This is a genomic window from Flavihumibacter cheonanensis (assembly GCF_022352215.1).
GTDB classification, from domain to species: Bacteria; Bacteroidota; Bacteroidia; order Chitinophagales; family Chitinophagaceae; genus Flavihumibacter; species Flavihumibacter cheonanensis.
In genome coordinates this window covers 346,520-359,636 of record NZ_JAKRWF010000003.1, presented here as the reverse complement: position 1 = coordinate 359,636, position 13,117 = coordinate 346,520, and the positions used below count along the sequence as shown (strand labels likewise).

Annotated in this window: 14 protein-coding genes; 8 read left to right on the top strand and 6 right to left on the bottom strand. The window is 44.3% G+C overall.

The annotated features are described in order from the left end of the window. Positions 1-12 precede the first annotated feature (12 nt). From MD536_RS15455 to gpmI, 3 genes are read right to left on the bottom strand one after another with little or no spacing between them, the layout of a single operon-like run. Complete coding sequence (locus MD536_RS15455) at positions 13-543, bottom strand: RasGAP domain-containing protein (protein ID WP_239601724.1); 531 nt, start codon at positions 541-543, stop codon at positions 13-15. Between the two features lie 4 nt (positions 544-547). Further along, complete coding sequence (locus MD536_RS15450) at positions 548-1,030, bottom strand: heme-binding domain-containing protein (RefSeq protein WP_239601722.1); 483 nt, start codon at positions 1,028-1,030, stop codon at positions 548-550. 10 nt (positions 1,031-1,040) lie between these two features. Then, complete coding sequence (gene gpmI, locus MD536_RS15445) at positions 1,041-2,564, bottom strand: 2,3-bisphosphoglycerate-independent phosphoglycerate mutase (RefSeq protein ID WP_239601720.1); 1,524 nt, start codon at positions 2,562-2,564, stop codon at positions 1,041-1,043. Positions 2,565-2,730: 166 nt separating this feature from the next. Between gpmI and MD536_RS15440 the strand changes: the two genes are divergently transcribed. The 4 genes from MD536_RS15440 (at position 2,731) to MD536_RS15425 (ending at position 4,812) form a co-directional block, all read left to right on the top strand. After that, positions 2,731-3,120 (top strand): DUF4783 domain-containing protein, encoded by a 390-nt coding sequence (locus tag MD536_RS15440; RefSeq protein ID WP_239601718.1) that lies wholly within the window; start codon positions 2,731-2,733, stop codon positions 3,118-3,120. A 189-nt stretch (positions 3,121-3,309) separates the two neighbouring features. After that, positions 3,310-4,170, top strand: coding sequence for a carboxylating nicotinate-nucleotide diphosphorylase (gene nadC / locus MD536_RS15435; RefSeq protein ID WP_239601716.1), 861 nt, complete (start codon positions 3,310-3,312; stop codon positions 4,168-4,170). Between the two features lie 25 nt (positions 4,171-4,195). After that, entirely contained in the window at positions 4,196-4,543 is a 348-nt protein-coding gene (locus MD536_RS15430) for a translation initiation factor (protein ID WP_239601714.1), read from the top strand. Positions 4,544-4,572: 29 nt separating this feature from the next. Further along, the gene (locus MD536_RS15425) at positions 4,573-4,812 is read left to right on the top strand and encodes a hypothetical protein (RefSeq protein WP_239601712.1); all 240 of its coding nucleotides are present in this window, start codon (positions 4,573-4,575) and stop codon (positions 4,810-4,812) included. Between the two features lie 71 nt (positions 4,813-4,883). Here the strand turns inward: MD536_RS15425 and MD536_RS15420 are convergent, their stop codons facing one another. Next, on the bottom strand, positions 4,884-6,335 hold the full coding sequence (locus tag MD536_RS15420) for an NADP-dependent isocitrate dehydrogenase (RefSeq protein ID WP_239601710.1): 1,452 nt from the start codon (positions 6,333-6,335) through the stop codon (positions 4,884-4,886). 129 nt (positions 6,336-6,464) lie between these two features. Here MD536_RS15420 and apaG point away from each other — a divergent pair, with 129 nt between their 5' ends. Then, positions 6,465-6,851 carry a Co2+/Mg2+ efflux facilitator ApaG/CorD gene (apaG, locus tag MD536_RS15415; RefSeq protein ID WP_234867313.1) on the top strand — a complete coding sequence of 129 codons (387 nt, stop codon included), beginning with the start codon at positions 6,465-6,467 and terminating at the stop codon, positions 6,849-6,851. Between the two features lie 17 nt (positions 6,852-6,868). Here apaG and MD536_RS15410 read toward each other — a convergent pair whose 3' ends face one another. Beyond that, positions 6,869-7,243: a four helix bundle protein gene (locus MD536_RS15410; RefSeq protein WP_239601709.1), complete on the bottom strand. Its 375-nt coding sequence runs from the start codon at positions 7,241-7,243 to the stop codon at positions 6,869-6,871. A 95-nt stretch (positions 7,244-7,338) separates the two neighbouring features. Beyond that, positions 7,339-9,066 carry a peptide MFS transporter gene (locus tag MD536_RS15405; RefSeq protein ID WP_239601707.1) on the bottom strand — a complete coding sequence of 576 codons (1,728 nt, stop codon included), beginning with the start codon at positions 9,064-9,066 and terminating at the stop codon, positions 7,339-7,341. A 114-nt stretch (positions 9,067-9,180) separates the two neighbouring features. Between MD536_RS15405 and purD the strand changes: the two genes are divergently transcribed. From purD to MD536_RS15390, 3 genes are all read left to right on the top strand, one after another. Beyond that, positions 9,181-10,494, top strand: coding sequence for a phosphoribosylamine--glycine ligase (purD, locus tag MD536_RS15400; protein WP_239601705.1), 1,314 nt, complete (start codon positions 9,181-9,183; stop codon positions 10,492-10,494). 10 nt (positions 10,495-10,504) lie between these two features. Beyond that, positions 10,505-11,521, top strand: coding sequence for a tryptophan 2,3-dioxygenase (locus tag MD536_RS15395; RefSeq protein WP_239601703.1), 1,017 nt, complete (start codon positions 10,505-10,507; stop codon positions 11,519-11,521). A 108-nt stretch (positions 11,522-11,629) separates the two neighbouring features. Beyond that, positions 11,630-13,009 (top strand): alpha-L-fucosidase, encoded by a 1,380-nt coding sequence (locus MD536_RS15390; RefSeq protein ID WP_239601701.1) that lies wholly within the window; start codon positions 11,630-11,632, stop codon positions 13,007-13,009. Positions 13,010-13,117 lie beyond the last annotated feature (108 nt).

Genomic DNA, 13,117 nt, shown 5'->3' with positions numbered 1-13,117 from the left:
TGAAAACCTTGCTTACATCTGATTTAAGACAGGCCGGGGGGGAGGACAATCAGTTGGAATCATGCAGTTAGGAATCCTGATCCTGATAAGTGAATATTGAGCAGTTGTTTCGATTATTCCAGGTAAGTCAGGTGTCCATTGCGATGGGAGCAGGAAACAGATAAACCAGAAGCCGGATATGGCCTGCAGGGAATGATCTTCCTGGTTTTTTTCCTTATGAAGTAGTCGAATTAACTTCATATGGAGTTTGGTGTCCTCAGGGTCGTATAGTCCCAGTATTTTCCAGGGTAAACTGCTCGAATCAATGCTGAGTACATCAAAAAAACTTTCGTTCAGCCAGATTTCTTTTCCTGGTTTAAGCCACCTGAGTTCTTCCGGTTGCAATAATACAGTAGTCAGTTCTGTACCCCGCAGTTCGGCATTCATTTTATACTTAACCGATTGCTGTTGTAATTGATGAAATACCGACAAAAAAAGCGGCAGCAGAAGCGTTATCAGTCCGGCTGCTGCGATCCATCGTGATATGGATGGAATTGTTTTCAACCTCCTATTTTTTTATAAGACTATCCAGGGGATACTTGCTTTTCATTTCTGCCATTAACTTGTCAGCCCAGCTTGTTAATTGCTGCCGTTGTTCAACTGTTAGGTCGGCGTTTTTATGAATCCAGGTATAGGAATTAAGCGGCATTTCTTTTTCCTTAACCTGTTCAACTACTTCCTCCAGCTTATGGTATTGCCTTCTGAGGGAATACGTAGTGAATTCATCAAAATTGAGTTCCTTCTTTCCTTCGTTCACATGGTCGTCCAGCCACCAGCCAACTGGTTGTATATGCGAATACCAGGGGTAAACAGTTCTATTGCTGTGACAATCGTAACAACTGCTTCGAAGGAGCTGGTCTGTTTCTTCAGGAATACTGGTTATGGTGGCTATGGAATTTGTAACAGCGCCGCTCTTGTTATCCAATTTGGGCCGTATCACCTGCATTACAATAAATACTGCTAATAAAACTAAGAGGACCTTTCGTATCATATTGGTAGATTTAGGGTTTTGCCAGGCAGTTTCCAGTCATTTCAGCAGGCACAGGAAGCCCCATAAAGGTCAGTATGGTGGGGGCGATATCACCCAGTTTGCCCGGACTAACTTCACCTCTCCATTCCTTATCAATGATGAAAAGTGGCACTGGGTTCAGGGTATGGGCGGTATTCGGACTTCCATCTTCATTCACCATATAATCAGCATTGCCATGGTCGGCTGTGAGGAAAATAGTATAGCCATGTTCCAGCCCTGCGGTAACAACCCGCTCCACACATTTATCAACCGTTTCAACAGCTTTGATGGCTGCCGGAAATATTCCGGTATGACCAACCATATCCGCATTGGCATAATTGAGACAAATAAAATCAGGGGATTCTGCCTGAATCTCAGGGAGCAGGGCATCTGTAAGGTCAAATGCACTCATTTCCGGTTGCAAATCATATGTAGCAACTTTTGGTGACGGTTTCAGGATGCGCGACTCTCCTTCAAATGGAAGTTCACGACCGCCACTAAAGAAAAAAGTAACGTGTGGATATTTTTCTGTTTCAGCGATACGGATCTGCTTTTTACCATGTGCTGCCAGTACCTCGCCAATTGTATTGTTGAGATTATCCGTTTCGAAAATAACCTGTACATTTTGAAAGGTTTTATCGTATTCCGTCATGGTAGTATAATGCAGTTGCAGGGTATGCATACCATGATCCGGGAAGTTCTTTTGTGTTAATGCTTCCGTGATTTCGCGGCATCGATCGGTCCGGAAATTGAAACAGATTACGGCATCACCGGAATGAATGGTTGCCAGTGGTGCACCTTTTTCATTCGTGATGATAGTCGGCTTTAAAAATTCATCGGTAATATTATTGTCATAGGAAGCCTGAACAGCAGAAAGGGCATTTGTTGCAGTTTCCCCGATTCCTCTAACCAGTGCATCATAGGCTAGTTTCACCCGCTCCCACCGTTTATCGCGGTCCATTGCATAGTATCTTCCACTAACAGTTGCAATTTTGCCTGTAGTCTGATCCAGGTGTGCCTGCAGACCGGTAAGGTAGGAAAGACCACTTTTGGGGTCGGTATCGCGCCCGTCAGTGAAAGCATGAATAAAAACATTTTCAAGTCCTTCCTGCTTGCAAACACTCACAATTGCTTTGAGGTGATTGGTGTGAGAATGTACGCCTCCATCACTTACCAGACCCAGCAGGTGCAGTGGTTTGTTGTTTTCCTTAGCATACCGGATGGCATTATGCAGGGTAGGGTTCTGTTGAAACTGCCCATCCCGGATGGCTACATTAATTCGTTGCAACTCCTGGTATACGATTCTTCCTGCACCCAGATTGAGGTGGCCAACTTCACTATTGCCCATCTGGCCATCTGGAAGTCCGACCGCTTCTCCGCAGGTAATCACTGTGGTGTTTGGGTATTTTTTATATAAACCGGAGACAAATGGTACATGAGCGTGCTGGATGGCATCACTGGAAGCTACTTTACCAAGGCCCCATCCATCCATGATTATAAGGATTGCTTTTTTCATTTTTTATTCGATTCTGCTTGTTTCTGGTTCGTAAAACTAGGTAAAAATCAGGCATTTGGAGGAGAGGTAATACGAATTTACAAGTTGGCACACTTTTGGGTAATAGTTTGGTATTCGTCATTATTCCGATCCCCTCTGAAATACTGCGACCGTAAAAAGTTCAGGTATGAAAGCATTTTATACAATTATCCTATTGAGTACCATGATTCTGGTATCCGCTTTTAAAACGGGTGCAGAACTGGATTCCGTTCTTGGGGCATTGAAAACGGGTGATGCTACACAGTTATCACGGTATTTTGATTCCAGGGTAGACATCACGCTGCCTGAAAAAAGTGATAATTATAGCAGAAGTCAGGCGGTGATGGTCATTAAAGATTTTTTTATTTCTACCGGAGGAGTAAAAACCTTTGAATTGAAGCATCATGGAGAAAACAATGGCTCCAATTTCCTGATCGGTGTGCTACAGACAAATAACGGCAGTTATCGCACAACCCTGTTTCTAAAACAGAAAGGAGAAAAGGCATATTTGCAGGAAATGCGGTTTATGGAAGAATGAATGGAAGTATGAAGTGAGAAGTATGAAGTATGAAGTATGAAGTAAACCTCCATATATAAGTAGATACAATATTCTGATTGAAAGCTGTGATCCCCGCTTCGTGCGGGGATTTTTTTATGCCTGCTACCTCCATTCACCCGTCCGGTGCCACCGGACGGGTGAGGAAACTAAGTCCCTATCTTTGGGGGTATGAAGAATTTTGATGCCTTGTTTGAAAAGCTGGTAAAAGATGCTTTGCAGGAAGATATTGGTACCGGTGATCATTCCACGCTATGTTGCATTCCTCCTACAGAGACGGGAACTGCCGTGCTCAAAATCAAGGAGGATGGAGTACTGGCTGGTGTTGAGGCTGCAGAGCGAATTTTTAAATTAGTTGAGCCGGATGCTGTCTTCAGGCTTTTTAAAAAAGATGGGGATATCATGCGAAATGGTGAAATCGCCTTTGAAGTGGACGCGCATGTACATACGATTCTGCAATGCGAGCGACTGGTATTAAACTGTATGCAACGGATGAGCGGGATTGCCGGATTAACCCGTCAATACACTGAAAAACTGCAAGGCTACCATACAAAAGTTCTGGATACCCGAAAGACAACTCCTAATTTCAGGCTATTTGAAAAATGGGCGGTTGCCATCGGAGGAGGAGTGAATCACCGGTTTGCCCTATACGACATGATTATGTTAAAAGATAATCATGTCGATTATTGCGGAGGCATAACCAAAGCGGTTGAAAAGGCCTGGCAATATGTTCAGGATAAGGCACCCGGACTACTAATTGAAGTGGAAACAAGGAGCCTGGGGGATGTGAAAGAATTGGTGGCTTGCGGAAAAGGAAAAGTATTTCGAATCATGTTGGATAATTTTACTCCGGATATGATAGCCGATGCACTGCCTATGATCGGAAAGGATTTTGAAACAGAGGCAAGTGGAGGAATCAATCTTACCAACTTGCTTGAGTATGCAAAAACCGGGGTGGATTTTGTTAGTGTCGGCGCCCTGATACACCAGGCGAAAAGTGTGGATTTGAGTTTGAAGGCGATGAAGAGGTGAGACGTCAGACATGAAAAGTAAAATTATGAGTAAGAAACATAAAGGTGATAAGTTCGGGTTTGTGTATTCGACAGATCCAAATTTCAGAATGGAGGAGGAGCAGCATTCCCAGGAAACGTTGGCTCCTTCGCAACAGGTATTGCGGGTTCGGCTTGAAACCAAACAGCGGGGAGGAAAGGCTGTAACGGTGGTTACGGGTTTCATTGGTACGGAAGAGGATTTGGAAAGCCTGGGAAAACAATTGAAAAACTATTGTGGGACTGGTGGCTCCGCTAAAGATGGTGAAATCCTGGTGCAGGGAGACCAGCGTGAGAAAGTACTGGCCTGGTTGCTTAAAAACGGATATGCCAAAACCAAAAAAATGGGCGGCTGATAATAGCCTTTAGCAATTCTATTAATTACATGAGCTTATTACATATATTCTTGTTAGACGCCGGAGGGGCGGCCTGGGGCCTTTATCAACTGATCTTCGTTTGTGCCGTACTGTTATCGTTGTATAGTGGTTATACCTGGTATGAAGGCCGCCGTGATAAAAATCCGGAAGTTGAACGAAGAGGTCGTTTGTTGCTACTTCTGGCAATTATCACAATGGTAGCGGTTTCCTTTGTCTCCTTCGCCATTACCCGCAAATTACCTTTCTAGCTTTTATTCATAAAAAATGCCGGCTCCATCAGAACCGGCATTTTCACTTTTCACCTTTCACCTTTCACTTCCTATTGTCCCTGCGCAAGACTATAAGCCTTTTTGCCATCCCACATGTTCAGTAATTCAGTTGAACAGATTTTAAAATCAACCATGAGACGCTTGTATAATTCCAGCACATCTGTTTGTGTAAGTGGTGCCTCTCCAATACTTTCGAAACGGCATCGATATTGGTTGATAAGATTGGTGAAGACAGAGCCTTTAGGCCAAACCTGGGTGCCCCTGTTACTAATGGTAACCAGTTTAAAAAGGTCGCCGGTATGCTTCAGGCATTTATCTGCAACTTCCTGGGGTTGTTCAAAGCTTTCAATAAACATATCGACCCCAACAATCATTTCATTTTCCAGCTCTTCAGACATGATAAGCGGGTTCTTTTCCAACTTGTAAACGGTTTGAGTTATCGGTTTATTCGGCAGAATTGGGCGGGCACCATGTGCTGGGGTTTTGCCGATATTGCCGATAATCGCGTCTGCAAATTCTGTGGTATTAACGGAAGGTTTGGATTTGTCGCCGAAATCACCCGTATGCACACCTGATTCCAGCGTGTATAGCAATGCGTTTTCGATTACAGCTGCATTTTCCATAAGTCCCAGGTGTCGAAGCATAGCAATGCCACTCAATAACAGGGCGGTTGGGTTGGCGATATTTTTACCAGCGATATCAGGAGCGGTTCCGTGAACTGCTTCGAAAATACAGATGTGATCACCGATATTGGCAGAGGGGGCAAATCCAAGTCCGCCTACCAGTCCGGCACACAAATCACTTACAATATCTCCCTGAAGGTTGGTCAATACCACCACGTCAAATTCATTTGGGCGACTAACCAGTTTCATACAGAGATCGTCCACAATTACATCATCGGCTTTCAGATGCGGATACTGTTTGGCAACTTCATAAAATACCTCCAGGAATAATCCATCGGTAATTTTCATAATGTTTGCCTTGTGGCCACAGGTAATCCGGCGGGCACCGTTTTTACTGGCCATTTCAAAAGCGTATTTAATAACCTGCAGACTTCCGGGTCGGGTGATGAAACGGCGACTGAGTGCCACATCATGGGTAAGCATATGTTCGATGCCGCCATAGGTATCTTCAATGTTCTCACGAACGATGGTGAGGTCAATGGGTATTCCAGCTTTGCTGAATACGGTATCTACTCCATGAAGGGTTTGGAATGCTCTTTTATTAGCATATGTATTCCAGGTTTTACGTGCGGTAACATTCACGCTTTTAACACCTTTGCCCTTCGGAGTTTCCATTGGTCCTTTGAAAAGAATGGAAAGGTTTTCGATTGTTTGCTGGGCTTCCGGTGTCATTCCATTGGAATAACCTTTGTCAAACACCCATTTACCCATTTCTACAAATTCATATTCGAGGGGAACCTGGTTTGCATCAAAAATGCGCAAAACGGCATCCATGATTTCCGGGCCTATTCCATCACCTTTGGCTACAGCTATTTTCATATGTTTACAATTGAAGAATGATTGTCAGGTGGCGCAAAGGTACAGCGGGACGGGCAGGAAATTGCCAATAAATGAACAAAAACTGGCACCAGCGGTTGATTTTATATACCTTTAAACAAATTCTTCGGAATGAACAGTATAACCACACAAGGTATAGAGGTGAGTGTGGAAACGTTTTATCAGCCCGACTATTCTAATCCGATGTCGGGTGAATACATGTTCGCTTACCGCATTACCATTGAAAATCATAATAGCTTTCCCGTTAAGCTCCACCGCCGGCATTGGTTCATTTTTGATTCCAATGGCGAGCACCGCGAAGTGGAAGGGGAAGGGGTGGTTGGTGTTCAACCCGTCCTTTATCCAGGTGACCGCTACCAGTACGTAAGTGGTTGTAATCTTCGCTCTGAAATGGGCCGCATGTCTGGCACCTACCAAATGGAAAACCTCGATTCCCGTAAAAACTTTTCAGTAGATATTCCGGCATTTGAGATGATAGTGCCCTTTAAAAATAACTAGGAATTGTGAATTTTGAATTATGAGTTATTGGGGGTCTTTTCACTTGCATTTCTTTTAATTGTTTTGACCGAGCTGGTAAATATTGCTGTAAGTTGAAATGCTTCAGATTTAAGAAGTGATATATCTGAAAGTTTAGGATTCAAAACTTCCAACAGATCGAGCCAGAACCAAGATTCGTCCGCTTCCTCAATAACTACCCCCAGTCTTGCTGTAAACTCTTTCAGAGATCGTGATTTGGTTGACGCACGGTAATTGGCAGCCATTCCGGTTGCAGATCTTACCAGTTGATTTTTAATTGTTTTATTTCCGATAGAATCAGGTAGTTTATCTAGAATTTGAATAACATTCAAAGCAAACTCTCTCGTTCTGAATAATAATTCCTTTGCTCCCATTTATTTAAAATAATAAGGAAAGAGGCAACAAAAAAGGTTGAAAAAACCCAGAATTTAAAATGAGGTTCCATAATTCTCAATTCAAAATTCATAACTCATACTTCCGTTTTCTCGTGCATCATCTTCTGCAATTTCTTGGTTAATCCAAACAGAATGAGTGATGCAACACCGGCCATTCCTACAAAGAGCAGGAAGAAATCGTAGTTGTTGGCGATCTCATACCCGAGGAAGTAGGTGCTTTTGCCATCAGGATAGAGGGCACTCAGTACGCCGGCAAATTTGTTGGCCACGGCGTTCGCGAGAAACCAAACGGCCATTAACAAACTGGCATATTTCAACGGAGCTAATTTGTTTACAAGGCTCAGTCCGATTGGTGAGAGACAAAGTTCACCCCAGGTATGCATTGCATACATACCAAGCAGCCAGATCATGCTTACTTTAATGCCGGGTTGAACCCCATCAACACCCTGTGCAATCCAGAGATACCCCAGGGCAAGCAACATCAGACCAATAGCCATTTTGGTTGGGGAGGAGGGTTCGCGTTTGCCCATTTTAATCCATAACCACGCAAACACCGGTGCGAAACTCACAACATAGATGGAGTTCAATGAAGCGAACGCACTGGCCGGTATGGTGCCAATAAAGATGGATGAGGTTCCATTGGTGGCAACCTGGAACATTAAGTAAACGAGCGTGCCAATTGCTGCAGCCAGTAAAACCTGAACGGTTATACGAAGTTGTTTGTCAAATGATCCTGCTAATGCCGATGTGGCTTTTTTCAAGAGAAGACCAAGGTAAAAAACAATAGCTATTCCAAGGAGATAAATTATCCATTTTGGGATATCCCAGTTCAAATCGCGATTGGTTTGTTCATCCGCAAAAAAGGTAAGTGAAGCGCCAGCCTGTTCAAATGCACTCCAGAAAAAGATTACAAAGAAGGAAACGATGAGAATAACAATAACCCTTTCTTTTTCAATCTTGGTCAGTGTTTTGTCAGACAGGATAAAAACGATGATAAAAATGGCGGAGGCCAGCAACAGATAGGTTAGGAAGGAGAACTTGGTAGCATCGATGTATAGCAAGCCTATCATCAGTGCCGATAAAATGGCTAAACCGGTACCTACAAGCAATGGATTGGAAAAAGATTTTGGAGAATCGGCAGGTACCAGTCCCAATGATTTTCCCTGGGGGTCAACCACATATTTCTCCTGGAATATCCATTGTACGATAACACTTAACAACATAGCAATACCTCCTGCCAGGAATGCCCATTTAAAATCTGCCGGATCTCCGGTATCTCCCAAAAAGGCACAAACGATCGGTCCTAATGCACCACCTACATTGATTCCCATATAAAAAATGGTATAGGCGGCATCTTTACGACGGTCGCCATCGGGGTATAACTGGCCGACCAGCGAAGAAATATTCGGTTTGAAAAATCCATTTCCCGCAATCATGAAACCCAGTCCGGAGAAAAACAGAACACTGGATAATCCGGGATTGGAGGCATACAAACTTCCACAGAAAAATAGGATGAATTCGCCCATCGCCATCAGTAATCCCCCCGCAATAATTGAGCGTTTGTTACCCCAGTAGCGATCTGCGATAAATCCACCGATTAGGGGGGTAAGGTAAACGAGTCCGGTATAGGAGCCATAAAGATTGGAGGCGAAAGCTTTATCAAAGACCAGTGCCTTTGTCATGAATAGAACCAGTACGGCGCGCATTCCATAATAATTGAAGCGCTCCCACATTTCTGTTGCAAAAAGAATATAAAGCCCTTTTGGATGACTTTTTTGGGCAGCAATCTGCGTTTGACTCATGAGTTTGTCGGTTTTATTGGCTGTAGTTCAGGGCCGGAAAATAAGGATAAAAATGGGAAACCGGCGGGCTGGTGTCATTTCCCTATTTTCGCAGCCTGAAACGAATAGTAAATCATGAATATATTATTGCTCGGATCTGGTGGCAGGGAGCATGCCATGGCCTGGAAACTGAAACAAAGTCCGCTTTGCGATACCTTATACATTGCCCCAGGAAATGCTGGTACAGCGAATTGCGGCACGAATGTTTCGCTTTCTATCACTGATTTTCCTGCCATTCGCCAGTTTTGCCTTGATAATGAAATTCACCTGATTATAGTTGGACCGGAAGAGCCGCTGGTGAAAGGGGTGGTTGATTATTTTAAAAGTAATCCGGTCCAATTGAGCGCGGAAGCCGCCCGGGAACTGGGATTGGATTCGATACCAGTAATTGGTCCGGCTGCTTATGGTGCCCAGTTGGAAGGGTCCAAGGCTTTTGCAAAAGCATTCATGGAAAGGCACGCCATCCCCACAGCAGCTTACCGCGAATTCAGTGCGGAAAATTTTGAAGCCGGAGTTGAGTATATCCGTCAGCATAGTTTACCAATTGTATTGAAGGCAGACGGACTGGCAGCGGGCAAGGGGGTTCTGATTTTGAACGATCAGGAAGAAGCCATCCGGGAATTTACTTCCATGATCCGGGAGAGCAAGTTTGGAGATGCCAGCAAAAAGGTAGTAATAGAAGCTTTTTTGTCAGGCATTGAATTGTCTGTTTTTGTTCTGACAGATGGAAAAAATTATGTGTTATTACCGGAGGCGAAAGATTATAAAAGAATTGGTGAGGGCGATACCGGTTTGAATACCGGAGGCATGGGGGCTGTAAGCCCGGTTCCTTTTGCCGATACGGAATTTATGCAAAAAGTGGTGGATCGGGTGGTGAAGCCAACAGTGAAAGGATTGCAGGAAGAAGAAATTGAATACAAAGGGTTCATTTTTGTAGGCCTTATTAAAGTAGGGGATGATCCATATGTGATTGAATACAATTGCCGCATGGGAGACCCTGAAACAGAAGTTGTGATGCCTCGTTTGAAAAATGATCTGGTAGAACTGATGCTGGCTACAGCCCGCCAGGAGCTCGATCGTCAAACAGTAGAACAGGATTCACGGGTAGCCTGCACTGTTATGGCAGTGAGCGGTGGATATCCCGGAGATTATGAAAAAGGCAAAAAAATTAAAGGGTTAGGACAGGCAAGCGGTTCTGATACCCTGGTTTTTCATGCAGGGACTACTGAGAAAAATGGGGAAGTATTGACTAATGGGGGAAGGGTTTTGTGTGTTACTTCCTATGGTAGTTCTGTTAAGGAGGCAGTTGGTGCCTCTAAGGCTGTGTTGGACAACATTTCTTTTGAGGGTATGTATTTCCGGACAGATATCGGTTACGAATTCAATTAATCTGATTGAAATGAAATCTGTGCATTATTCTGACTATCTGCAGCTTGATAAGATACTTGGTGCTCAACAACCCGAGAGTGATTTGCACCAGCAGCCTGCGCATGATGAAATGTTATTCATCATCATTCACCAGGCCTATGAATTGTGGTTCAAACAGATCATGTATGAAGTTGATAGTGTGCATGCAATTCTGCAACAGCCATCTCTAAACGATAATTCTCCTGAACTGCAAACAGTAGTTCATCGGTTGCAGCGCACAGTTACCATCCTGAAGTTGCTGGTTCAGCAGATTGATGTGATGGAAACGATGACCCCTATGGATTTCCTTGATTTCAGGGACATGCTGCGGCCGGCATCAGGATTTCAAAGTTGGCAATTTAAGGGGTTGGAAGCCAGGATGGGACTTCGATTCGAACAACGGCATGGCCAGGAATATTATTTATTGCAATTACGTCCCGAGCAGGTAGCCCTGATCAAACGAATTGAATCTGAACAATCCCTGATCAGTTTGCTGAATGAATGGTTGGAGCGGATGCCATTCCTGGAGCAGGCCCCTGGCTGGTTTGAGGAGTATACGGATGTCTACCGTTCAAGTTTATCCGAAAAAGAGCAGGGTAACCTTGATGCATTTGCACAAATGTTTGGGATGGCGCAAAAGCAGGATTCGGCGGATCAGCAGAATCGTCAATTATCTCCAAGGGCTTCAAGAGCAGCATTGTTTATTATGTTGTACCGGGGGTATCCTATTTTGCAACTGCCGTTCCAATTACTGAATGTATTACTTGAGATAGATGAGCAGCTGAGTACCTGGCGCTATCGTCACATGAACATGGTTCATCGAATGATCGGTACCAGGATTGGCACAGGAGGCAGTACAGGTAAAGATTATCTCAAGGGAGCTGTGGACAAACATTATATCTTTCGCGAAATCGCTCAATTAACGAGTTTCCTGGTAGAGCGCCGGCACCTGCCAAAGCTGGATACAATAATGGAGAAACGTCTCGGTTTTGGGGGGTATGAAAAGTGAGACGTGAGAAGTGTGATGTGAGTCGGGTAAAATAATGGCCTGAATAAGGAAAATCGAAACACCCTCATCGGTATGCATCCAGTACATTAGCCGTTGAATTGAATCAACATGAAAAAAGGCTACTGGAAAAGAACACTAACATTTGCTTTTCTTGCTATTATGGGTGGAACAATTTCCCTAAAGGCAGTACAGGCTCAAACAGGAGTAACCGGACTTACTTCGCAACAATTACAACCAGGTGGAGATACCGCAAAAATGGCTTGGTTTGGAGATGCCAAACTCGGCATTTTTATTCATTATGGAATGTACGCAGTAAACGGCGTAGACGAAAGCTGGAGTTTTCATAATAAGAAAATTAGTCACGCTGAGTACATGAAACAGCTGAAGGGTTTTACTGCCAGTAAATACAATCCGGATGCATGGGCTGCTCTTATTAAAGAAAGTGGTGCCCGGTATGCCGTGATCACCACCAAACACCACGACGGGCTTGCCCTTTGGAATACCGCCCAAAAGCATTATAGCACTGTAAAAAATACCCCTGCAAAAAAAGATTTGCTAACTCCTTTTTTCCAGGCACTGGATAAGTATGGACTTAAAAGAGGTGCCTATTTTTCTCTTATTGATTGGTCTTACCCTGATTATCCCGGATTTCTGAAGGACAGCAGTCGGTATAAAATTGCACAGGATACCGCCCGCTGGAGCAGGTTCAGTCGATTTAACAAAGCCCAGATTCAGGAAATCAGCCAGCAGTTTAAACCGGATCTTTGGTGGTTCGATGGTGATTGGGAGCATAGTGCGGAGGAATGGGATGCGGCAGGAATTCGGAAAATGATCCTGGAATCTAAGCCGGGTGCTATCATTAATTCCAGGTTACAGGGTTATGGCGATTACGCAACACCCGAACAAAACACCCCGGTCCACCGTCCAAATGGCCGCTGGTGGGAGCTCTGCATGACCATCAACAACAATTGGGGATACCAGCACAGTGATACCAATTGGAAGACACCTGCAGAAATCATTTCCATATTTGCAGATGCCATCGGTAGCGGTGGAAACTTGCTTCTGGATATCGGGCCGATGGAAGATGGAACGATCCCAATGGAACAGGTTAGGGTGCTAAAAGAGCTCGGTAAATGGAACCGCAAACATGAAGAAGCCATTTTCGGCACGCAGGGTGGTATGCCACACGGACATTTTTACGGTCCGTCTACATTTTCAAAAGATTCAACCCGGTTGTACCTGTTTCTTGCAGGCAAGCCCTCCGGAACGGTTTGGATCAAAGGCCTGGTAAACAAGATCAAATCAATCCGGGTGGTAGGCACCGGGCAGGAGTTGTCGCATAAGGTTGTAGGTAAAATCTCCTGGAGCCAGGTACCCGGACTAGTTTATATTGACATACCTGCCAACGTCAAGGACGATTATATGTCAGTGCTGGCACTCGAACTGGAAGGCCCCATCAAGTTATATGGAGGTCATGGTGGACTCTGACCCTTCATCAGTCGGGTACCCGACGGGTGAAGGTGAAATTCAGTATATTGTGGAAAAAATAGTGATAATCAAAGGGTCTTACTTTGATTTATCGAATTATTTGCATCA